We start from the raw sequence: 22591 nt of genomic DNA on the forward strand, positions 1-22591 counted from the left end.
CAGCGCCAAGTACAAGCTTCAAGCTGCAAGCAAAGGCGCTTTTGCCCTTTCTTGAAGCTCGAAGCTTGCCACTTGCAGCTGGGAGAATCCCATGAGTCTGGAAAACATCTCCTGTCAGAAGAGTTTCGGCGGTTGGCACAAGCGTTATCGCCATCGCTCAGACGTGCTCGGTTGCGACATGGTGTTCGCCGTATACCTGCCGCCGCAGGCGGAACAGGGCGGCAAGTTGCCGGTGGTGTACTGGCTGTCAGGCCTGACCTGCACCGACGAGAATTTCATGCAAAAGGCCGGCGCGATGCGTATGGCTGCCGAACTGGGTCTGATCATCGTTGCGCCGGACACCAGCCCTCGTGGGCCGGATGTGCCGGGTGATCCGGATGGCGCGTGGGATTTCGGCCTCGGTGCCGGTTTCTATCTGAATGCCACGCAGGAACCTTGGTCGCGCCACTATCGGATGCATGACTATGTCGTGCATGAGTTGCCTGCACTGGTCGAAGCGCATTTCCCCGCCTCGGACAAACGCAGCATCAGCGGTCACTCCATGGGCGGTCACGGTGCGCTGGTCTGCGCGCTGCGTAACCCGGGACGCTATCAATCGGTGTCGGCGTTCTCGCCAATCAACAACCCGATGGATTGCCCGTGGGGTCAGAAAGCCTTTTCGCGCTACCTGGGCGAAGACCGTTCCAAATGGAAAGAGTGGGATGCCTGCGCACTGATTGCCGAGGCGGATGAAAAACTGCCGCTGCTGGTCGATCAAGGGGATCGCGATGACTTCCTCGCCACCCAGCTCAAACCCGAAGCTTTGCAACAAGCGGCAAAACAAGCGGGTCATCCGCTGACATTGCGCTTGCAACCGGGCTACGACCACAGCTATTTCTTCATCTCAAGCTTCATAGACGACCACTTGCAGCATCACGCACAAGCCCTTCGGGACTAATGCAGGTAGAATCACGCCCTGACAAAAATCGGGGCGTTTTTTTATGCGTATTGGCCACGGCTATGATGTGCACCGTTTCGCTGAAGGCGATTTCATTACTCTGGGCGGCGTGCGCATCGCACACAGCTTCGGGCTGCTCGCTCATTCCGACGGTGATGTCCTGCTGCACGCCTTGAGCGATGCCTTGCTCGGCGCCGCGGCGCTGGGTGATATCGGCAAACACTTCCCGGACACTGACCCGCAATTCAAGGGCGCCGACAGCCGTGTGCTACTGCGTCATGTGGTCGCGCTGATCCATGCCAAAGGCTGGAAAGTCGGCAACGTCGACAACACCGTCGTTGCCCAGGCGCCAAAAATGGCGCCGCATATCGAATCGATGCGCGCGCTGATCGCGGCGGATCTTCAAGTTGAGTTGGATCAAGTGAACGTGAAAGCTACCACCACCGAAAAGCTCGGCTTTGTCGGTCGCGAAGAAGGCATCGCCGTGCACTCCGTTGCCTTGTTGCTGCGCGCATGAATGAACTGCAATTGCTCGGCCCGCGTGCCTATGGTGAACCCCTCGGCACGGCGGTACTGAAAGCCATCGCTGAAGACTTTCAGGTCGATGAAGTCCTCGATATTCCGTTCAGCGGCGATGGCGAACATCTGTGGATCTGGGTCGAAAAACGCGGCCTGAACACTGAAGAAGCCGCGCGGCGTATCGCCAAGGCTGCCGGCGTGCCGTTGCGCACCGTCAGCTATGCCGGTCTCAAGGATCGTCAGGCGCTGACTCGCCAGTGGTTCAGCGTGCAATTGCCGGGCAAGGCCGATCCGGATTTGTCGGCGGCGGAAAACGACACGCTGAAGATTCTCAAGACCACTCGCCACAAACGCAAACTGCAACGCGGTGCGCATTCGGCCAACGGTTTCACCTTGCGTTTGACTCAGTTCGATGGCGACAAAGCAGCGATTGAGCAGCGTCTGCAGCTGATAGCCCAACAAGGCATCCCCAATTATTTCGGCGCCCAGCGTTTCGGCCACGACGGCGGCAATGTTGTTGATGCGCGTTCGTGGGCGGCGCGCAAGGCGTTGCCGGAGCAACGCAATGTTCGTTCGCGCCTGCTCTCGACCGCGCGCAGTTTTCTCTTCAACAAGGTGCTCGCCGCACGAGTGGCCGATGGCACCTGGCAAAAAGCCCAGGTCGGCGACCTGCTCGCGTTCACCGACAGCCGCAGTTTTTTCCCGGCCGGAGAAGCTGAATGCAGCGACCCGCGTCTGGCGATTCTCGATCTGCACCCGACCGGTCCTCAGTGGGGCGAAGGTGACTCGCCGACCGCAGGCGTTGTCCATGAATTGGAGCAGGGGATCGCCGCCGATGAAGCAGAGCTGCGCGATTGGTTGATTCATGCCGGCATGAGCCACGAACGTCGCATCCTGCGGCTGCCCATTGCCGGGTTGACGTGGCATTATCCCCAGCCTGACATTCTGCAACTGGAATTCGTCCTCCCGGCCGGATGCTTCGCCACCGTATTGGTGCGCGAGCTTGTTGATCTGGTGCCGGTGGGGCAGACGGACAGCCCATGCGTATTCTGATTTCTAACGACGATGGGGTAACCGCACCCGGTCTCGCCGCGCTTTATGCTGCGCTGGCGGATTACACCGAGTGCGTGGTTATCGCCCCGGAGCAGGACAAAAGCGGCGCCAGCAGTTCGCTGACGCTCGACCGTCCGCTGCACCCGCAATACCTGGCCAACGGCTTTATCAGCCTCAACGGCACCCCGACCGACTGCGTGCACCTGGGCCTCAACGGCTTGCTGGAGCGCGAGGCGGACATGGTGGTTTCCGGGATCAACCTCGGCGCCAATCTTGGCGATGACGTGCTGTATTCCGGGACAGTGGCGGCCGCCCTTGAGGGACGTTTTCTCGAGCGTCCGTCGTTCGCTTTTTCGCTGGTCTCGCGGCAGGTGGATAATCTGCCGACGGCGGCCTACTTTGCGCGCAAACTGGTCGAGGCCCATGCCGGGCTTGATCTGCCACCGCGTACGGTGCTCAACGTGAACATTCCCAATCTGCCGATCGACCATATTCGCGGTATTCAATTGACCCGCCTCGGCCATCGCGCCCGTGCAGCGGCGCCGATGAAAGTGGTCGATCCACGGGGCAAGGCCGGTTACTGGATTGCCGCGGCCGGTGATGCCGAAGATGGCGGCCCGGGCACTGATTTTCACGCAGTGATGCAGGGCTATGTTTCCATCACGCCGTTGCAGCTCGATCGCACCTTCAACGATGCGTTCAGAAGCCTCGACGGCTGGCTGGAGGGACTGCGCTGATGGCCCGTGAACATGAAGACAGGCTGCGCAGCGGGATCGGCATGACCTCTCAGCGTACCCGCGAGCGGCTGATCCAGCGCCTGTACGAAGAGGGCGTGTCCAACGCCAAGGTGCTGGAAGTGATCCGGCGTACGCCGCGTCATCTGTTCGTCGATGAAGCGCTGGCACACCGTGCTTATGAAGACACGGCGCTGCCGATCGGCAATAACCAGACGATTTCCCAGCCTTATATGGTGGCGCGCATGAGCGAGCTGCTGCTGGAGGCGGGCCCACTGGATAAGGTGCTGGAGATCGGCACCGGTTCCGGTTACCAGACGGCGGTGTTGTCACAACTGGTTGAGCGGGTGTTCTCGGTTGAGCGCATCAAGGTACTGCAGGATCGCGCCAAGGAACGTTTGGTTGAACTTAACCTGCGCAACGTGGTGTTCCGCTGGGGCGATGGTTGGGAAGGGTGGCCGGCGCTGGCACCTTATAACGGTATTATCGTCACCGCCGTGGCCACGGATGTACCGCAAGCCTTGCTTGACCAACTAGCTCCGGGCGGACGCATGGTGATTCCGGTGGGCTCCGGGGAAGTGCAGCAATTGTTGCTGATCGTGCGTGAGGAAAACGGCTTTTCCCGGCATGTTCTCGGGGCTGTCCGTTTTGTGCCGTTGCTCAATGGGCCACTGGCCTGAGCATTTGTTTGCGTGCGCTGAATTCCTTTCGTTCGCTTGTGTCTTACTTCGGCGACGATGGTTTAAACGCAGCAGATTGTCAGCTGGCAAACGTGTGCGTGAAGCGATTTCGCTTCATTAAAGGTAAAGCCGATCCGGCCCGTTATACTTGCGACACCTCATGCCGAAATCCGGCATTCCACATTTTTCAGCCACCACAAAGGGAGCGGCGGGTGAGTCTCACAGTCATTGCGCAGCGTATGGGTAACACGAGCTTTCAGCGCCTGGTGACTGGCCTCGTCTTGAGCACCTTGCTGGTCGGTTGCTCCAGCACCAAATCGAGCAATGTGCGGGTGGTCGATCGCAACAACGCGGTGGCCCAGCGTCCTACGGTGACGACCGGACAATATGTAGTCCGTCCGGGCGATACGATGTTTTCGATCGCATTTCGCTACGGCTGGGACTACAAAGCCCTCGCTGCCCGGAACAATATTCCTACGCCGTATACGATCCATCCGGGTCAGACAATTCGCTTTGACGGCCGCACCGGCTCAACGCCGACGGCGGTGGTGAGCAACAGCAGTTCTTCACCTTCTTCGTCGAGTAAAACCACGGTAATCCGGCGCCAGGCAAATGGCACCACGACCACTACAACCACCGGTTCTACGGGGGCTGTACCGTCCGTCGCCAACAAGCAAGCGCCCGCGGCGTTGCCTCCGGCAGGCCCAGCCCCGACCGGCTGGGGATGGCCATCTAATGGCATTCTGATTGGAAAATTCTCTTCAAACGGTAGTTTGAATAAAGGAATTGATATCGCCGGAGATTTGGGACAGCCTGTTTTAGCTGCGTCTGATGGGACGGTGGTATACGCCGGGAGTGGCTTAAGGGGCTACGGCGAATTAGTCATCATCAAACACAGCGAAACCTACGTCAGTGCCTACGGACATAACCGCAGGCTGTTGGTTCGGGAGGGACAGCAGGTCAAGGTCGGACAGACAATTGCCGAAATGGGGTCAACGGGTACAGACCGGGTGAAACTGCATTTTGAGATTCGCCGCCAAGGTAAACCTGTAGATCCGCTGCAGTTCCTGCCAAGACGTTGATTTGTAAGCCAGCCTGTTCCGTCGCGTAGAGGGGACAGGCTCCAGCGCTGCCAAGGATAAAGGCGTCGCTTGAGCTTGGGGTCGAACTCACCAAAGGACTATAACAATGGCTCTCAGTAAAGAAGTGCCGGAGTTTGACATCGACGATGAGGTTCTCCTTATGGAGACCGGCATCGATTCGGAATCTTCGATGTCGAATGATGAAGGGGCTGCTCCACCTTCCGTTCGTTCCAAATCCAAACACTCCGCTTCACTTAAACAACATAAGTACATCGACTACACGCGTGCACTTGATGCCACGCAGTTGTATCTCAACGAAATCGGCTTTTCCCCACTGCTCTCTCCGGAAGAAGAAGTTCATTTTGCGCGACTGTCGCAAAGTGGCGATCCGGCCGGACGCAAGCGCATGATTGAAAGTAACCTGCGGCTGGTGGTCAAAATCGCCCGGCGTTACGTCAATCGGGGGCTGTCGCTGCTGGATCTGATCGAAGAGGGCAACCTCGGATTGATCCGGGCGGTGGAAAAGTTCGATCCCGAGCGCGGCTTCCGCTTCTCGACCTACGCGACCTGGTGGATTCGTCAGACCATCGAGCGCGCGATCATGAATCAGACCCGGACCATCCGGTTGCCGATCCATGTGGTCAAGGAGCTCAACGTGTACCTGCGGGCTGCACGGGAGCTGACGCAGAAGCTCGACCACGAACCTTCACCCGAAGAAATTGCCAACCTGCTGGAAAAACCGGTGGGCGAGGTCAAGCGCATGCTTGGCCTGAACGAGCGGGTTTCTTCGGTCGACGTCTCGCTGGGTCCGGATTCGGATAAAACCCTGCTGGACACCCTTACCGACGATCGTCCGACCGATCCTTGTGAATTGCTGCAGGATGACGACCTGTCGCAGAGCATCGATCAATGGCTGTCGGAGTTGACCGACAAGCAGCGCGAGGTGGTCGTACGCCGCTTCGGCCTGCGCGGCCATGAGAGCAGCACGCTGGAAGATGTAGGCCTGGAGATCGGCCTGACCCGGGAACGGGTGCGGCAGATCCAGGTAGAAGGTCTCAAGCGCCTTCGTGAAATCCTCGAGAAGAATGGCCTGTCGAGCGAGTCGCTGTTCCAGTAAGCGCCTTCCACGCGTGCCCGCAAGAAGCCCCGACTGGTTCGGGGTTTTTTGTTGACCTGAGTTTGCTGGCAATCCAGCACCACCCTGCGCATTGCCGGACGTATGGTTGGCATTTCCATCGTTTGTAGTCTCGCGGTGTAAGCCTTGGCTTACTCTTTCGTAAGTGTTCACTATCTTTACGCGGGAGCAGACGTCGATTGCTCTAGATGGCTAATTCTAACTTATTGAATTTTATATATATTTTTTAATGTGAAGTGCTTATTACAGCGCTCTTTCGCTCCTGCGGCCGATTGCTCTCGGCAGGGAACTCTTTAGTATCTGGGTTGTGTCGACGGACAGACACGCCCTTCAAGGAAGAGGGGAACGGACATCGCAGGACGCGATTCATCAGGACGATGAAAAGGAATACAGGGAATAGGGAAAAAATGTGGGCGGGTCATACCGCCCCTTTTTTCGCCTGCAGAATAGTAGAACCCGCAAAAAGCAAAAAGGCCCGCAAGGGGCCTTTTATTGAACGCGCGACAGATCAGCGTTCGAGGTCTTTGATCTTGCCTTTGACGCCATCCCACTCTTCGGCATCCGGCAGCGATTCTTTCTTCTCGGTGATGTTCGGCCAGATTTCAGCCAGCTCAACGTTGAGTTGAATGAATTCCTGCATCTCTTCCGGAACTTCGTCCTCGGAGAAAATGGCTACGGCCGGGCATTCCGGTTCGCACAGGGCGCAGTCGATGCACTCATCCGGGTGAATCACCAGGAAGTTCGGGCCTTCGTAAAAGCAGTCCACCGGACACACTTCTACGCAGTCGGTGTACTTGCACTTGATGCAGTTGTCGGTGACGACGAAGGTCATTTCTAATTTTCTCCTCAGGCGGCGGCAGCGTTGCCCCTTCACGGTTGGGGTCGCCAGGTTCGGGAGCGATACCTGCTGGCCAGGCTATTAGCCAGCAGCATCCCAAACCGCGCGAGATTCTAACAGCTTGAAGCCGTTTGCGTTATATCCGCTTCTTCAGTGCTTATATCCGGTTCTTCAGTGCATAGAGCATTTCGAGCGCACGACGCGGGCTCAGGTCATCCAGATCCAGTTTAGCCAGCTCATCGAGCACCGGGTGCGGCAGGCTGGCGAACATGTCGCTTTGCTGTGGCGTCGCCGGTTTGCCCTTGGCGGCAGGTTTCGGCGCTTCATGCGGCAAAGCGGTTTCTTCCAGTCGGCTCAAGTGCTCACGGGCACGCACGATCACTTCGCTTGGCACACCGGCCAGTTGCGCCACCGCCAGACCGTAGCTCTGGCTGGCAGGTCCCGGCAGCACGTGGTGCAGGAAGACGATGCGTTCGTTATGCTCGGTCGCATTGAGGTGGACGTTGGCCACCAACGGCTCGGCTTCCGGCAACACGGTCAGTTCGAAGTAGTGGGTGGCAAACAGCGTATACGCGCGCAGATGCGCCAGACGCTCGGCCGCCGCCCATGCCAGCGACAGACCGTCGAAGGTGCTGGTGCCGCGCCCGACTTCGTCCATCAGCACCAGACTGCGCTCGGTGGCGTTGTGCAGGATGTTGGCGGTTTCGCTCATCTCGACCATGAAGGTCGAACGGCCACCGGCCAGGTCATCGCTGGAACCGATTCGAGTGAAGATGCGGTCGACCAGCGACAGTTCGCAACTGGCTGCGGGCACGAAGCTGCCAATGTGAGCGAGCAACACGATCAATGCGGTTTGGCGCATGTAGGTGGATTTACCACCCATGTTCGGGCCGGTGATCACCAGCATACGGGTGTTGTCATCCAGGCTCAGGTCGTTGGCCACGAACGGCGTGGTCAGCACTTGCTCGACCACCGGGTGACGACCCTGGGAGATGCGCATGCACGGCTCGCTGACGAAGCGCGGGCAGTTCAGGTCAAGATTCAGCGCACGCTCGGCGAGGTTGCTCAACACGTCCAGTTCGGCCAGCGCGCCGGCGGTGTCCTGCAGCGGTGGCAACTGGCTGATCAGGTCTTCCAGCAGGGCTTCGTAAAGCATCTTCTCGCGCGCCAAGGCACGGCTCTTGGCAGAGAGGGCTTTGTCTTCGAACTCTTTCAGTTCCGGCGTGATGAAGCGCTCGGCGCCTTTCAGGGTTTGCCGACGGATATAGTCCGCCGGTGCCGACTCGGCCTGCTTGCTCGGCAATTCGATGAAGTAGCCGTGAATGCGGTTGTAACCGACTTTCAGGTGGCTAAGACCGGTGCGAGCTTTCTCGCGGGCTTCGAGATCGATGAGGAACTGGCCGGCGTTTTCGCTCAGTGATTGCAGCTCGTCGAGTTCGCTGTCGTAACCGGTTTTCAGCACGCCGCCGTCACGGATCACCGCCGGCGGATTGTCGATGATGGCCTTTTCCAGCAGTGCCGCCAGTTCCGGGTAGGTGCTGGTGATGGTCGCCAGACTTTGCAGGTGCGGTGCTTCCAGGTCAGTCATCGCCACTTGCAGTTCAGGCAGGGCACCGAGGGCGTCGCGCAAGCGAGCAAGGTCACGAGGACGTGCGTTGCGCAGGCCGATCCGCGCGAGAATTCGCTCGATGTCGCCGATTTCCTTGAGCTGTGGTTGCAGCTTTTCGAAACGATAGCGATCGAGCAGGCACGTGATCGAGGTCTGGCGCGCCAGCAGTACGGTCAGATCGCGCAACGGACGATTCAGCCAGCGGGTCAGCAGGCGACTGCCCATGGCGGTCTGGCAGCGATCAACCACCGATTGCAGGGTGTTATCGCGACCACCGGCCAGGTTGGTGTCGAGTTCGAGGTTGCGACGGCTTGCACCGTCCAGCACCACGGTGTCATCCAGGCGTTCGTGGCGCAGGCTGCGCAGGTGGGGCAGGGCGGTGCGCTGGGTTTCCTTGGCGTAGGCCAACAGGCAACCGGCCGCGCCGATTGCCAGGGTCAAGTTCTCGCAGCCAAAACCCTTCAGGTCTTGGGTGGAGAACTGCTGGCAAAGGCTTTTCAGTGCTGAATCACGCTCGAAATCCCACGGCGCACGACGACTGACGCCACGGCGTTTTTCCGCTGGCAGGTCTCTTGGCCAGTCATCTGGTATCAGCAGCTCCACCGGGTTGATCCGCTCCAGTTCCGCCAGCAGGTTTTCCCAGCCTTTGATTTCCGACACGCTGAAACTGCCGCTGGTGATGTCCAGCACGGCAAGGCCGAACAGACGTTCGTCACCCAGCAGGGCTGCAATCAGGTTGTCGCGGCGTTCATCAAGCAGCGCTTCATCACTGACCGTACCCGGCGTAAGGATCCGTACGACCTGCCGCTCAACCGGGCCTTTGCTGGTGGCCGGATCGCCGACCTGCTCACAAATCACCACGGACTCGCCAAGCTTCACCAGCTTCGCCAGATAGCCTTCCGCCGCGTGGTAAGGAATCCCACACATCGGAATCGCCTGCCCCGCCGACTGTCCGCGCGCGGTCAGAGTGATGTCCAGCAACTTGGCTGCCTTCTTCGCGTCTTCGTAGAAGATCTCGTAGAAGTCGCCCATGCGGTAGAACATCAGCTGATCTGGATGCTGATTCTTCAGGCGCCAGTACTGCTGCATCATCGGGGTGTGGGAGGACAGGTCTGAAATAGCTTTATTCATCAGGGGTTTAGCTTTACCGGAAAAAGTGACAAGGCAAAAACGGGGTCGTTTGCATCTACGAAATGGCGAGTGTTTGCCAGCGATGCGGCCCGTGAGTTGATTCAGTGGAGCCGAGTATGAAGTTTTTTTGAGGTGGATGCAGCAACGCACCGCCGCTTGGGTTGGCATTGTGTCCTATAGTGCCGAAAAGCTATCGAATGATCAGAATGCGTGGGTGAAGGCCAGTCGAGGAGTCAGCTTGGAACAGTCAGAGGGCATCGGCTCAGGAGCATCAGCGAGCGGTTGTTACTACGATGCGGAAAAAATGACCCTCAGCCGGTCGGGGCAGTCAGCCTTGCTAGGCAGCAATGAAGGTGACCTGCTGCTGGCCCTCATAGCCGGCGTGACCGATAAGGAGCAGCTTATCTCCCGAGTCTGGGGGGAGCGCGGGCTGGTGATTTCCGACAGCAGTTATTACAAGACCCTGCACATGCTCCGCGCGCATTTCGCTGATGTCGGGTTACCTCGGGACAGTCTCAAGACCTTGCCTCGCCGTGGCGTGGTGCTGTTATGTGAAATCCGCTTGCTCAGCCCGGAGATTCAACCCCCTGAACCCCCACTTGCGGTCGTAAGCGATGCGGCGGCAATCAGCGACGCTCCTACAGTGAAGACGTCTGCGAAGCGTTACTGGCGTTTCCTTCTGCCTGCAACGGTAGTGCCGGCGATTGCTCTTCCGGTCTTTTACGCCTATCTGGTGTTTAAAAAACCTGCCGACCTGGAGGAGTGGAAACTCATCTGGCAAGAAGGCGAAGCGAAGTTGTATGTAGAAGAAAGTGAAAGAATGTCCAAAGAGGATATTGTCAAAGCGCTCAGCGAGTTTGAGCCGCCGATTATACTTACCGATATCAATTATTATGTGCGAAAGCCGCTCTCCCAATTGCTGGTAAAGTGCGTCAAGCCGGAAAGTAAGGGGGAGGCTATATGCGTAAACTATCAACTCGTTGGAAAAAAATAGTAGCACTGTTTGGCGTCTCGTCCGTCTGTATCTTCGGTGCTCTGGTTATCAAGCATTTTTATTTGATCAGTCGCGATATTCCACGCGCCCCCTGTTTTGCATCCATCGATTTTGTCCATACTCATGATCACAAAGTTCGTTGGCATGGCGTCGGTGATATGACGATCGATCCAAGGGAAGGCGCTCTTTATGTGTACTACGTCGTCAAAACCCCTGAAGGCAAAGTTTACACCTATGATCGCAAGTTCGAGATTGCATTAACTCATCTGGATACTTCCAGGTTTCTGTTCAAGACGCGTTCGATTGTAAAGTTTGACGCGGACACTGCAGGCGATGAACTTCCGTTTATGGAAAGAGGTTTTCAAGGCGGTATGGTGACGTTCAATTACTTCTCCGATGCCGAGTATTACTACAATATCAATAATCTGATCAATGGCGTATGCCACGTTCCTCGCTAGCGCAAAACCCCAGGGTGCAAGGCCTCTGGGCGACTAAGTAAGACTGAGTAAGACGTCAGTAAGGCCTCGACGCCCCCCGCGTTCTTAATGTGATTCGAGTCAAGCCAACAGCTCCTGCGACTAACGGAGAGTCAGCGCAGTGCGGCTGTTTAGTTGCCTTGAATAACATGATGATGTTTAGGCTGTTGAGGAACGTTATAAATGCTCTGGTTTTGCGTGCGCAGTTCTCATGGGATCAAGTCTCCCGCCTGGAAGCGATCGATTGCAATAAGCCGGGAAGGTGTTGTGTTTGTGCCGGCGGTTATTGCTGGAAAAGAAAAGGATGTGAGTATTTCCACATTGTTTGATCGCACTCCTGTTCTGCTGTGTTTCGATCATGTTTACGTACCAGTAGCGTGGATGGTCGAACACTATCCAACGTGCAGAGCTCGCTGTCGCGACATGATGATCGCAGCACTTTCTGGCTTACAAGAAACATTAGGTTGTCGTAATGCATGGTCTCGGGTGAGCAACTTCCGTGGCCGCGCTGGAGAAAAAAGTTATCTGGGGGTTGTCTCATGAGATCGACTCTGCTCTGGAATCTATCTCTGTTAGTTGGTGGTGTTTTGATCGTCGATAGTTCTTGGGCCGGCGCGCGGGAAAGTTGTGCGCAGCGTCGTGCCGAACTTGTATTCCAAATTGAACGTGCTGATAAGGCGGACAATGTTTATCGCAAGTCCGGTCTCGAACAGGCGCTTGCCAATGTTGAGCGTTACTGTCGCGAGCCTTCTGCACAGGATGACCGTTCGAGCGCTATCGAAAAGGCCGAAGCCGAAGTACGGCGCAGACAGAACTATCTGAAGGCCGCGCGTCAGTATGGCGATGTGAAAGTCATCAAGAAACAGGAAGCGAGGCTCGAACGAGCTCAGACAAAACTGCAAAAGCTCATGGATGAGTAAAGGGGCAACCACGGCCAACAAACCGCAGCAGGTGTTCTTTTTCAACTCTGCAATTCAACGCGCTCATCAGCGACACCGGAAAATCGAATATGAAAAACATCCTTATCTTTGCTTCAGTCTTTACTTCTGCTGTGCTGATCTCTGGTTGTACCGCCACCGACTGGGTGCATGCTGCCGGTGGAATCATGGGCGCCAAGGACGATTACGACAGGAAGGCCAGAACCGATCGACTTAAAAAAGCCAATGCTGCCGCGCGTCGCGTCAAGGGCTGACCGCACGTTGGAACCGGGCCGTTATTCAATTCAAAGTAATGGCTCGGCAATATCATTTTGAGGCTGAATTCATATTTATGCGTTAATTATGCAAATCAGCATTTGTCTTCGCGGATAACTTCAAGCACTATGCGCGTTATGCAAAAACGCAACGTAGCCTCCGTCTTAAGAGCACTGCTCGACCAGCACGGGATCTCCCCCACGGAGCTCCACCGTCGCACCGGCGTGCCTCAATCAACTCTCTCGCGGATTCTCAGCGGGAAGATCGTCGATCCCTCGGATAAACACATCTCGAAGATCGCCGAGTACTTCGCCGTGAGCACCGATCAATTGCGCGGGCGCGCGGATGTCGCGCCGTCGGCCGGTGCCGCGCGTGATGACGTACACGCGGAACTCAAGGACATAATGCTGTGGGACGACGATACGCCTGTCGATGATGACGAAGTATCGGTGCCGTTCCTTCGCGAGGTTGAATTGGCTGCTGGATCAGGAAGATTCGTCATCGAAGAGAGCGAGCGCTCTAGCCTGCGCTTCGGCAAGCGCAGCCTGCGCCATAATGGTGTGCAGTTCGACCAGGCCAAATGCGTGACTGTACGCGGCAACAGCATGTTGCCGGTGTTGCGTGATGGCGCCACTGTCGGCGTGAATGCGGGCAAGTGCGGCATCGGCGACATCATTGATGGCGACCTGTACGCGATCAATCACAACGGCCAGTTACGCGTAAAGCAGCTTTACCGCTTGCCTACCGGCATTCGTCTGCGCAGCTTCAATCGCGATGAGCATCCGGACGAGGACTACAGCTTCCAGGAAATCCAGGAAGAGCAGATCGTCATCCTCGGTCACGTCTTCTGGTGGGGCATGTACGCCCGCTAACCCGACCCTTCTCAGATAAACCCGCCTCGCAGGCGGGTTTTTTTTCGCCTTGATGAAACCGCCAAACCCTTGAGTTGCGGGGCTCCATGCATCTGCGCATTTTTCATGCATAAATAAATGCATTTGCGCATTGACTGGATATGCATACATGCATATTCTTGCCACCAAGCCGCTCGACAAAGCGGCTGGCAAGAAAGCTCTTTAGTTCCACAAGAACAGGCAGCGATGAACCGGCCTCAACGGTTCAGAGGGTTGGCAACTGACCCGGGTGTGCAGCGTAAAGCACCAGAAGCAGTTATCCGGCGGGCAGGGACCGCGGTCGGAAAAACAATTTGAACGGACTCGTACCGCGCCAGTAGCGCCGAAAAGTCAGCTTCCTTCTTGAACACAGGATTTGAAGGAAGGCGAAGGAGCGCATTACTGAAAAGCCCGGCGGACTGCCGGGCTTTTTGGAATGCCTACCCGGGCAGGAACTGAGAGGCCGAAACGTCGGCATTCAATAAGGATGATGAATATGAAGAAGTACGTTCGTGTTGTTGCGGGCAAAGTCGACAACATTTTTGAAACTGCTAACCCGATCACCGATGAGTTTCCGGCGGATCAAGTTTGGGTGGATGTCAGCGCACTGCCCAAGATCGACTATTCCTGGAACGCGGTGAACACCGACGGCGTCTGGACATTTACCGACAGCGATATGTACGGCCAGCCGTCCTTGCTGGCTATGCAATTGCGTATCGCGAGAACAAATCGTCTTGATAAAGCCAACACCACTCTGGCGACGTCGGCCTTGGTGCAAAAGGTTGAGCTGGGGCTGGCCACGCCGGCTGAGGAAGCTGCGCTACTGGAATACAAGCAGTTCTTCATTGCGCTGAGCAACGTCAACAAACAGCCGGGCTACCCGCTGACTGTTACCTGGCCTGAAGTTCCATAAACAGCGATTGCTGCACCGCTTTCGAAATTCGCAGTGCATCGCTGAAAAGCCCGGTGGATAACCGGGCCTCTTCAAGGATGCCTGCCCGATATTAACTCAGCGCGTAAAGCCAACAGTCGCGATGAGTGCCCGCAGGAGAAACTATGAACCGCTACGCTTTTGTTCGATTCAACTATTCCAAAGCCTTCAACAAAGTTCTGGTGATTGTCGACGCTGTAGAGAAGCCTACGGCCATGCCAGTAGAAGCACAGTTATCGAATGGTTTTTGGGTGGATATCACAGCAAACCCGGCAGTCCAGGTGGGATGGAAGGGGGCGACGACAAACTTCGTTGATTGGGAGTTCAGTGAACCCACCTATCAAGAGCTCGAAAAGGATGTGGCGCAAGAAGCGCTGGAGCTTCTGTCTGCTGCTGGCCAGTGGCTGATGTTGAATTCTCTGCATTACAAGGTCGACCTGGATGTTGCCACCCCTGAAGAACAAGCGCTGTTGCTCGCCTACAAACAGTACTGCGTGGGTCTCAGCGACATGAAGAAACAATCCGGCTATCCGTCCACCGTCAACTGGCCGGTGGCACCGTTCTGATTCGATCATCACCTTCATGGCCTCTATCGAGAGCGCATTACTGAAAAGCCCGGCCCTGCGCCGGGCTTTTTGGAATGCCTACCTCAAGAGAAAACGATTGAACCCTACACACACCATTCATCCAACACTCCCGGAGGCGTGACATGACAAACGAGCAACAAGCGTTGGCGGACATGCCGATCTGGCTGGTCATCCTGCTCGCAGTGGTAGGCGGGGTCTCCGGCGAAATGTGGCGTGCGGACAAGGAGGGCGCCCGCGGCTGGCCGCTTATGCGGCGTCTGGCCTTGCGCTCTGGCGCCTGCATGATCTGCGGCGTGTCGGCAATCATGCTGCTGTACGCCGCTGGCATGTCGATTTGGGCCGCTGGCGCCTTCGGCTGTCTCACCGCAATGGCCGGGGCCGATGTGGCCATCGGTCTGTACGAACGCTGGGCCGCCAAACGCATCGGCGTCTGCGAAGTCCCACCCCGCGACCAGCCTTAACCTCGAATGTGATTCGTGCCGCCCTTTGGGCGGCAGGGCTGCGCGTGGACGATTGAAAAGGAGGTCATGTATGCCCACACCGATCCAGCAGCCGTCGCAACTGTTCACAGCCATCGCGACGACGCTGCGCAACACTGCCGGGCTCAACATCAATGTCGGCAATCACGATGATTTCACTGCACCGGGCGATCAGGCTTGGGTGTTGATCGACTTCGACCGAAATGCATCAGGACAGCGTGCCGCAGATGGGCGTATCGCTCATGTCCTGACATTGTCGCTGCAAGTTGTTCCGGCGCTATCGGCCAGTGCCTTTGCCGCCTGCGATCTGATCGCTGTACTGAAGAATCTGATTACCGACAATCGCTGGAGCCTGCCGGGCGATCAATGCGATCTGCCGATGAACATGGATGGTTTGCCGTCCATGCTCATTCGCGCCGACCAGCAATTCAAGGCCTGGACCCTGACGTTCAACCAGACCCTCTACCTCGGCCCGACCTTGCTCGACGACCCGCTGGGCACACCGAAATTCGCCCGCACCTGGGAAGTCAGCAACATCGACGATCCAGACCAATACACCGCGCTGGAGGCCTGACCGATGTTCGACGCGTTATTGCGCATGCAACTGGGTCCGATCATCGAACGCCTGGCCGAAATGGAAGCGGAAATCGACGACCTGCACCGCCGCGCTGAAAGCTTCTGCCGCATCGGCATTTGCCAGACAGTCGATGCGGCGAGCAATACCTGCCAGGTCAGCCACGGTGGCTTGCTCACGCCAGCGATCAAGTTTTTCAACCCCAGCGCCGGCGCACAGAGTGAGTCGCGGATTCCGACCGTGGGTGAGCAGTGTCTGCTGTTCAACTACGGCAGCGGCGAAAGTGGCGCACAAAGTGTCGCCCTGTTCGGCCTGAACAGTGATCGCTTTCCACCCGTTTCGACTGTCCCCACGCTGACGCGGCGGGTTCATGTCGACGGCAGCGAAAGCGGCTACGACGATGCCACGCACACCCTCCACTGGCAAAACGGCCCAACGGCTTTCAGCGGTTCTCGCGAGTCGCTGGAACTGAGCATCGGCCCGGCGCGACTGGCGATGACGCCACAACTGATCACCCTGCAACTGGGTGCCGTCGGCATGACCATCGACCCTTCGGGCGTGCACTTCAGCGGTCCATTGGTCGATCACCAGGGCCGTGTCATCAGCCCATGATTCAAGAGCCTCCACATGATCGGAATCGATAGAGACAGCGGGGCCACGGTCGACGACTGGCTGCAATTTGTGCAGCGCGCGACCCGGGCCCTGACCACACCGCTGGGCACCCGGCAAAAACGCCCGTTGTACGGATCGTTGATCCCCACGCTGCTGGGGCAGAACCTCGGTGACGACGTTCTGCTGTTGGCCCAGAGCCACGCCGCGCAAGCGTTCTACAACAAGCAAAACGGTATCGATGATTTTCAGCCACAAGTGATCGTCGCCAGCCGCCAGGGCGCGGGTCTGCTGCTGCGCTTCGCCGGCACCTGGAAAAACCGTCAACAAACCTTCGAGGTCGTGACATGAGCATGTTGATCCCCGGCCAGAACCAATTGGCCGAACCCGCGCTGATCACCGTTGAAGCCTTTGAAGACTTGCTCGCCGAGTTCAAGACTTTCGTCATTGAATACGTCGGTGTGCGTTCGCCGGACAGCGCCGCGAAACTCAAGACCAGCCTGGAAAACGAAAGCGAACTGCTCACCCTGGCGCTTGAAGCCTTCTGCGTTCGGCTGCAAACCCACGAACGCAAATACAACGCCCGCATCAAGCAGATGCTGGCGTGGTGGGCGACCGGCAGCAATCTCGATGCGCGTCTGGCGGATATGGGCCTGGAACGGCAGTTGCTTGATCCGGGAGATCCAGCGGCCTTCCCGCCGGTCCCCGCGATTTACGAAAGCGACGACGACGCCCGGTTGCGTTATTACCTGGCGCCCCATGCACCGGCAGCCGGTTCGCGGATGCAGTATCGCCGCGAGGTCTTCACCCTCGGCGAGCGTCCAAAGGTGAAAGTCGAATCCACCGACGCCGGTGTGGTGAATGTCACTTACACCTTCAACCCGGATGGCCTCGCCGCGCAGGTCAAGGACGGCAATGGCCGCCGCACCGCACCTGGCGAAGTGCAGGTCACCGTGCTTGCGCGGGACGGTGACGGCACTCCGTCCGAGGCATTGCTTGCAGGCGTTCGCCAACACTTCGCCCGGACCGATGTGCGTCCGGAAACCGACCTCGTCACCGTCAAGGCTGCCGATATTCAACGCTACAAAATCCGTGTCGTCGCCAAGATCAATTCCGGCCCCGATTCGGGCCTGACCCAAGTCGCCGCGCAGCAACAATTGCAGGCTTACGCCGACAGTTGTCATCGCCTCGAAGGGCGGGTCGATCCGAGCTGGATCGACTACACGCTGCACAGCGCCGGCGCCGTGCAATTGCAGATTCTGGAACCGCTGGCGCCGATCGTGACCACCGCGTTTCAAGCGCCGTACTGCACGGCGGTCGAGGTTGAGGTGCTGACGCTATGAGTGAAAAAACTCAACGCCCGACGCTGCTGCCGGCCAACAGTTCGGCGTTGGAGCGAGGATTGGATTTGGGCTTCGGCGCATTGCTGGATCGCATCGCGCCGCCGTTCCCCGAACTGATGAACCCGAGCGAAACGCCGGTCGCCTTTCTGCCGTATCTGGCAGCGGATCGCGGCGTCGCCGAATGGAGCACCGCCGCACCCGAAGCGGAAAAGCGCCTGACCGTCGAACTCGCCTGGCCCACTGCGCGTCAGGCCGGCACTCGCAAGGCACTGGAAAACGCCGCCAAGGGTTTGCAACTGCGCCCGGAAATCCGCGCCTGGTACGAACAGGCACCGCCCGGCTCGCCGTACAGCTTTTCGGTACGAGCCTTCAGCGACCAACCCTACAGCGAAGAAATCGACGCCCGTCTCGACCGACGCTTGGCCGATGCCAAAAGCGAACGGGATGTGCTGTCGGTCTCGGTCGGGTTAAGCGCCTTCGGCAATCACGTCATCGGCGCCGCGACCTTCTGCGGCGAACTGACCACGGTTTATCCGGTGTTCATCGAAGGGCTCGAAACCTCGGGAGAGGCGTTCATGGCCGCCGGTATGTACACCGTCGAAACATCCACTATTTATCCTCAGGGGGCCTGAATGGCTGACTATTACACCCTGCTCACCAACGCAGGGATTGCCTACGAAACGGCGTGCAAGGCCGCGGGCACGCCGATCAAGTTGACGCAGATTTCTGTCGGCGACGGCAATGGCTCGGTCTACAACCCGGCCGCGACCGCCACGGCGCTGAAACGCGAAGTCTGGCGTGGGCCGCTCAATGCGCTGTTCCAGGACGAGAAGAATCCGAGCTGGCTGCTCGCTGAAGTGACTATTCCGCCGGATGTTGGCGGTTGGTATGTGCGGGAAGCGGGGTTGTGGACTGACACTGGCGTGCTTTACGCCATCGTCAAATACCCGGAGTCGTTCAAACCGGTATTGGCGACGTCGGGGTCGGGTAAAGAGTTCTACATTCGTTCGATTTTCGAGACGAGTAATGCGTCGCTGGTGACGTTGTTGATTGATGACACGGTGGTGAAGGCGACTCGTGCATGGGTCACGGGGTATGTGGCGGATGAGCTTGCCAAGCTGGATGCCAAGCAGTCGGTGCGCGTGGCTACGACTGGTAATATTACATTGAAAGCGGCACAAACCGTTGATGGTGTCGCCGTCCTTGCGGGTGACAGAGTGCTGGTGAAAAACCAGACGTTATCGAAAGACAATGGACTGTACGTTGTTGCAAATGAAGTCTGGGTTCGTGCAAAAGATGCCGACTCTAATCTCAAGGTAACGCCAACTCTGACCGTATCTGTTGAGCAGGGTACAACTCAAGCCGATACGATCTGGCAGCTTGTTACCGATGGCCCTGTGCTCCTCGGCACTACTGCTTTGGTGTTTCAAAACATCACCTTCGGCTTGGCACCGCTCAGTTCTCCGGTGTTTTCCGGCAGCCCGACAGCGCCAACGGCTAGCGTTTTTAGCAATGATGATGTTCTGGCAACTACGAAGTTTGTCCAACGAGCGCTGGGTAGTTACGCCGGCCAGACAAACTATGACTCCAACACCCAGTTGACTGTTGCCGACGTCGGGAAACTGTCGATCTTTACCACAGCAGGTTTGACGGCGACGCTCCCCGATTGGAACAGCGTGCCTCCCGGGGGCTTGGTACATCTGACAAGTACTGGGGGGCTAACGGTCAAGACCCGGGCAGGAGAAACCTTTGGAGCTGTAAACACCACAACCAACTTGACTAGCGTTGTGCTTCAACCAGGCAATTTTGCGGTTTTCAGGCGCTTGTTGCTTGCTCCCGGGTGGAGTCTGGACTCGGGGGATGCTGCGCTGAAATATTCGCCGATGTTTCAGTCTTTGCTTACAGGTACTAACGGTTACAAAAAAGACCCCAGCGGATTGATCGAGCAATGGGGTTTTTTGCCTGGTTACAACACGGGCGGAACGGTTTCCGTTGTTTATCCCACCGCGTTCACCACATCCACTTTTTCAATTATGACTCAACGGATGGACGGGGTGATTACCTCGGGCACGATCGTAGTCAATAGCACGTCGTTGAGTGGATTCAGCTTTGTCGATACCGGTCTGCCTGCAAATGACGTCAACGCCATATATTGGACTGCAAAAGGAAAGTAAGGGACGACCAATGCACTATTCACCATCAAAAAATGGATTTTATGATCCGGGTTTTACCGGCCAACATCCTATTGACATAGTACCGATTACCACAGAAGAACATCTTCGTTTGCTGGACGGGCAAAGTAACGGGCAAATAATTGAGGCGGGTCCGGAAGGCTACCCAATCTTAAAAGACCGGCCTGCTGCTACACCCGAGCAATTAGCGACCGCCGAACGCTACTGGCGCGATCAGCAACTGGCGGAAACGGACGGCACTGTCGCCAGGCATCGTGACGAGCAAGAAGAAGGTCAGAACACGACGCTGGCTCCGGAGGAATATGGTCAGTTGCAGTCTTATCGTCGCGCATTGCGTAACTGGCCGGAGGCGGGGGAGTTTCCGTTGTCGGCACACCGACCTCAAGCGCCTGCATGGCTCTCGCTACAGCCCCTATAAACGCCCCTTACTCCGGGGCGTTTTCTTATCCGTATCAAACCACCCAACACCCGCCAAGCCCCTCCCCAAGAGGGGCTTTCCCGTTTATGGAGAAACGAAAAATGGCAACCCGCCAACCCTACACCGTACTCGTCCCATTCCCCACCGGCGGTGGGCACTGGTCGAGCGTCGGTCAAGAACTCGATCTGCTCGACGTCGAGGCCAGTGCCTTGCACTTCGCCGGTCGACTGGAACTGAAAACCCCCACCACCCAGGCCAAAAAGGCCGCTGCCAAGAAGGCTGACTGAATATGGCTGAGGTTCTGAACTTCGAGCACAACGGCATTACCGTCAATGCCACCGAATCCCCCGAGGCCATGGGTGGCCTGGGGGACAACGTTATCGGTCTGGTCGGCACTGCGCCGAAAGCCGATCCGCTGATTCCGCGTAACGCACCGTTCCGCATCAACAGCTTCACCACCCACGCGCTGCTCGATCCGACCGGTTCGGAAGAGGGCACCCTGTACCACGCGGTTTACCAGATCCTCAAAGTGGTCAAGGTGCCGGTCTACGTGGTCATCGTCGAAGCGGGCGCAACCCCGGCCGACACCGTCAACAACGTGATCGGCGGCGTCGATCCACTGACTGGCCGCAAGCTCGGTCTGGCTGCGCTGGGCAGCGTTCCGGAAGACCTGACCATCATCGGTGCGCCGGGCTTCACCGGCACCAAAGCAGTGGCCAGCGAGTTCGCCTCGTTCGGCAAGCGCATCAAGGCCCGAGTGGTGCTGGACGGCAAGGACGCCTCGGTCGCCGATCAAGTGCTGTACAGCCAGGAATTGGGCGGTGCCGACCTCGGTTTCGACCGTTGCCTGGTGGTGCACAACATGCCCGCTGTGTATTCGAAAGCGGCGAAGAAAAACGTCTTTCTGTCGCCGTCGAGTCTGGCGATTGCCGCGCTGGCCAAGGTCAAGCAGTGGGAGAGCCCGGGCAACCAGGTGACCTACGCCGAAGACGTTTCGCGGGTCGTTGAATACAACATCCTCGACACTTCCACCGAAGGCGATCTGCTCAACCGCTACGGCGTCAGCTACTACGCCCGCACCGTGCTCGGCGGCTTCTCGCTGCTGGGTAACCGCTCGATCACCGGCAAGTTCATCAGCTACGTCGGCCTCGAAGATGCGATCAGCCGCAAGCTGGTCAAGGCCGGCCAGAAAGCCATGGCCAAGAACCTCACCAAGTCCTTCATGGATCAAGAGGTCAAGCGCATCAACGACTGGCTGCAAACCCTGGTCGCCGACGAAACCATTCCTGGCGGCAGCGTGTATCTGCACCCGGAACTCAACAGCGTCGAGAAGTACAAGAACGGCACCTGGTACGTGGTCATCGACTACGGCCGCTACGCGCCGAACGAACACATGGTTTATCAACTCAACGCCCGCGATGAAATCATCGAGCAGTTCCTGGAGGACGTTCTCTAATGTTTACCAACCGCGTAAGACAGGCCATCGCGGCCACCCTGCAAGGCCTGCCGCTGTCGGCCACCGTTGAAGAATTCACCCCGCCGAAGATCGAATTCGACGTGGAAGAAATGCGTGGCGGCCGCTTCATCGTCGAGGAAATGGTCAAGGGCGGCAAAGCGCTCAACGCCAAGTTGACCCTGCAAGGCATGGGCACAGAAGTCATGCTCGCACTGGGCGTGAAGCTGGGCGACGACATCCTGCTGAACGTGCGTGAAGCCGGTCAGGATCAGGATGGCAACACCTGGTTCACCTACCACACCGTTGGCGGCAAGCTGAAATCCCTTGAGGAAACCGCGGTGAAGATGGGGGAGAAACCCAAGACCAACCTGGAGCTGTCCTGCCGCACCTACAACCGTCTGGAAAACGGTGTACCGGTGATCGACATCGACGTGCGCACCCAGAAGTTCGTGCTCAACGGCGTCGACATCCTCGGTGATGCCCGGCGTGCGGTGTTGATGCCGTAACCCGTTACACCACAAAACCTGTGGGAGCGAGCCTGCTCGCGAAGCCTTTGGCACATTCAACATCAATGTGACTGAACGACCGCTTTCGCGAGCAGGCACGCTTGTATGGTAGGACTTGAAGGGAGGAGGAGGGACAAGGCTCGATTCTGACTGTTGACGCAGCACAGACCGTGGGAGATTTCGCCCCTCCTCCTTTCACCCAAGCGCCGATAAAGAATGCATCTG

The 22591-nt window shown here is 57.6% G+C and carries 27 protein-coding genes and 1 pseudogene; 26 read left to right on the forward strand and 2 right to left on the reverse strand.

Features of this window, described 5'->3' with window-relative positions; genetic code table 11:
* The first annotated feature begins 91 nt into the window (after positions 1–91).
* The 7 genes from fghA to rpoS all read left to right on the forward strand — a co-directional run bounded on the left by fghA (position 92) and on the right by rpoS (position 6122).
* On the forward strand, positions 92–937 hold the full coding sequence (gene fghA, locus CKW14_RS26890; RefSeq protein ID WP_095050409.1) for an S-formylglutathione hydrolase: 846 nt from the start codon (positions 92–94) through the stop codon (positions 935–937).
* Positions 938–980: 43 nt separating this feature from the next.
* The gene (ispF, locus tag CKW14_RS26895; protein ID WP_053159558.1) at positions 981–1454 is read left to right on the forward strand and encodes a 2-C-methyl-D-erythritol 2,4-cyclodiphosphate synthase; all 474 of its coding nucleotides are present in this window, start codon (positions 981–983) and stop codon (positions 1452–1454) included.
* Positions 1451–2509, forward strand: a complete 1059-nt coding sequence (truD, locus tag CKW14_RS26900) for a tRNA pseudouridine(13) synthase TruD (RefSeq protein WP_095050410.1) — start codon at positions 1451–1453, stop codon at positions 2507–2509. The genes ispF and truD overlap by 4 nt, the downstream gene beginning before the upstream one ends.
* Complete coding sequence (surE, locus tag CKW14_RS26905; protein ID WP_007908831.1) at positions 2497–3246, forward strand: 5'/3'-nucleotidase SurE; 750 nt, start codon at positions 2497–2499, stop codon at positions 3244–3246. Before truD ends, surE begins: the two co-directional genes overlap by 13 nt.
* 41 nt (positions 3247–3287) lie before the next feature.
* Positions 3288–3923 carry a protein-L-isoaspartate(D-aspartate) O-methyltransferase gene (locus CKW14_RS26910; protein ID WP_171057346.1) on the forward strand — a complete coding sequence of 212 codons (636 nt, stop codon included), beginning with the start codon at positions 3288–3290 and terminating at the stop codon, positions 3921–3923.
* Positions 3924–4135: 212 nt separating this feature from the next.
* Positions 4136–5005, forward strand: coding sequence for a peptidoglycan DD-metalloendopeptidase family protein (locus CKW14_RS26915; protein WP_095126489.1), 870 nt, complete (start codon positions 4136–4138; stop codon positions 5003–5005).
* Between the two features lie 106 nt (positions 5006–5111).
* Positions 5112–6122 (forward strand): RNA polymerase sigma factor RpoS, encoded by a 1011-nt coding sequence (rpoS, locus tag CKW14_RS26920; protein ID WP_038357938.1) that lies wholly within the window; start codon positions 5112–5114, stop codon positions 6120–6122.
* 526 nt (positions 6123–6648) lie between these two features.
* Here rpoS and fdxA read toward each other — a convergent pair.
* On the reverse strand, positions 6649–6972 hold the full coding sequence (gene fdxA, locus CKW14_RS26925; protein WP_007908827.1) for a ferredoxin FdxA: 324 nt from the start codon (positions 6970–6972) through the stop codon (positions 6649–6651).
* Between the two features lie 163 nt (positions 6973–7135).
* Entirely contained in the window at positions 7136–9706 is a 2571-nt protein-coding gene (mutS, locus tag CKW14_RS26930; RefSeq protein ID WP_176471349.1) for a DNA mismatch repair protein MutS, read from the reverse strand.
* Positions 9707–9956: 250 nt separating this feature from the next.
* On the opposite strand from mutS, the gene CKW14_RS26935 reads away from it, so the two are divergent.
* From CKW14_RS26935 to CKW14_RS27020, 19 genes and pseudogenes are all read left to right on the forward strand, one after another.
* Entirely contained in the window at positions 9957–10712 is a 756-nt protein-coding gene (locus tag CKW14_RS26935) for a DNA-binding protein (protein WP_095126499.1), read from the forward strand.
* Entirely contained in the window at positions 10679–11170 is a 492-nt protein-coding gene (locus tag CKW14_RS26940) for a hypothetical protein (protein WP_095050412.1), read from the forward strand. Before CKW14_RS26935 ends, CKW14_RS26940 begins: the two co-directional genes overlap by 34 nt.
* A gap of 201 nt (positions 11171–11371) precedes the next feature.
* Positions 11372–11731: a hypothetical protein gene (locus tag CKW14_RS29840; RefSeq protein WP_141231837.1), complete on the forward strand. Its 360-nt coding sequence runs from the start codon at positions 11372–11374 to the stop codon at positions 11729–11731.
* Complete coding sequence (locus CKW14_RS26945; protein ID WP_095126490.1) at positions 11728–12108, forward strand: DUF1090 domain-containing protein; 381 nt, start codon at positions 11728–11730, stop codon at positions 12106–12108. Before CKW14_RS29840 ends, CKW14_RS26945 begins: the two co-directional genes overlap by 4 nt.
* A gap of 89 nt (positions 12109–12197) precedes the next feature.
* Positions 12198–12380: a hypothetical protein gene (locus tag CKW14_RS26950; protein WP_007908822.1), complete on the forward strand. Its 183-nt coding sequence runs from the start codon at positions 12198–12200 to the stop codon at positions 12378–12380.
* Between the two features lie 138 nt (positions 12381–12518).
* Positions 12519–13253, forward strand: coding sequence for an XRE family transcriptional regulator (locus CKW14_RS26955; RefSeq protein WP_007908821.1), 735 nt, complete (start codon positions 12519–12521; stop codon positions 13251–13253).
* Positions 13254–13767: 514 nt separating this feature from the next.
* Positions 13768–14184 carry a tail fiber assembly protein gene (locus CKW14_RS26960; protein ID WP_095050414.1) on the forward strand — a complete coding sequence of 139 codons (417 nt, stop codon included), beginning with the start codon at positions 13768–13770 and terminating at the stop codon, positions 14182–14184.
* 143 nt (positions 14185–14327) lie between these two features.
* A complete protein-coding gene (locus tag CKW14_RS26965) occupies positions 14328–14768 on the forward strand; it encodes a tail fiber assembly protein (RefSeq protein ID WP_095126491.1) in 441 nt (146 codons plus the stop codon).
* A gap of 143 nt (positions 14769–14911) precedes the next feature.
* Positions 14912–15250 (forward strand): phage holin family protein, encoded by a 339-nt coding sequence (locus CKW14_RS26970; protein ID WP_095050416.1) that lies wholly within the window; start codon positions 14912–14914, stop codon positions 15248–15250.
* Between the two features lie 70 nt (positions 15251–15320).
* Complete coding sequence (locus CKW14_RS26975) at positions 15321–15842, forward strand: hypothetical protein (protein WP_095050417.1); 522 nt, start codon at positions 15321–15323, stop codon at positions 15840–15842.
* 3 nt (positions 15843–15845) lie between these two features.
* Positions 15846–16454, forward strand: a complete 609-nt coding sequence (locus CKW14_RS26980; RefSeq protein ID WP_095126492.1) for a phage baseplate assembly protein V — start codon at positions 15846–15848, stop codon at positions 16452–16454.
* 15 nt (positions 16455–16469) lie between these two features.
* The gene (locus CKW14_RS26985; RefSeq protein WP_016985063.1) at positions 16470–16802 is read left to right on the forward strand and encodes a phage baseplate protein; all 333 of its coding nucleotides are present in this window, start codon (positions 16470–16472) and stop codon (positions 16800–16802) included.
* Positions 16799–17794, forward strand: coding sequence for a baseplate J/gp47 family protein (locus tag CKW14_RS26990; RefSeq protein ID WP_095126493.1), 996 nt, complete (start codon positions 16799–16801; stop codon positions 17792–17794). The genes CKW14_RS26985 and CKW14_RS26990 overlap by 4 nt, the downstream gene beginning before the upstream one ends.
* Positions 17791–18426: a phage tail protein I gene (locus CKW14_RS26995; protein WP_095126494.1), complete on the forward strand. Its 636-nt coding sequence runs from the start codon at positions 17791–17793 to the stop codon at positions 18424–18426. Before CKW14_RS26990 ends, CKW14_RS26995 begins: the two co-directional genes overlap by 4 nt.
* Positions 18427–19224 (forward strand): annotated as a pseudogene (locus tag CKW14_RS30285) (phage tail protein); the annotation flags it as partial. It abuts the gene before it with no gap.
* A 754-nt stretch (positions 19225–19978) separates the two neighbouring features.
* The gene (locus tag CKW14_RS27005) at positions 19979–20404 is read left to right on the forward strand and encodes a phage tail assembly chaperone (RefSeq protein ID WP_095126496.1); all 426 of its coding nucleotides are present in this window, start codon (positions 19979–19981) and stop codon (positions 20402–20404) included.
* 101 nt (positions 20405–20505) lie between these two features.
* Complete coding sequence (locus tag CKW14_RS27010) at positions 20506–20691, forward strand: hypothetical protein (protein WP_095126497.1); 186 nt, start codon at positions 20506–20508, stop codon at positions 20689–20691.
* A 2-nt stretch (positions 20692–20693) separates the two neighbouring features.
* On the forward strand, positions 20694–21860 hold the full coding sequence (locus CKW14_RS27015) for a tail protein (protein ID WP_034154903.1): 1167 nt from the start codon (positions 20694–20696) through the stop codon (positions 21858–21860).
* Positions 21860–22366 carry a phage major tail tube protein gene (locus CKW14_RS27020; RefSeq protein WP_095126498.1) on the forward strand — a complete coding sequence of 169 codons (507 nt, stop codon included), beginning with the start codon at positions 21860–21862 and terminating at the stop codon, positions 22364–22366. The genes CKW14_RS27015 and CKW14_RS27020 overlap by 1 nt, the downstream gene beginning before the upstream one ends.
* Positions 22367–22591 lie beyond the last annotated feature (225 nt).

Source organism: Pseudomonas sp. Irchel s3a12, from assembly GCF_900187485.1.
GTDB classification, from domain to species: domain Bacteria; phylum Pseudomonadota; class Gammaproteobacteria; order Pseudomonadales; family Pseudomonadaceae; genus Aquipseudomonas; species Aquipseudomonas neuropathica.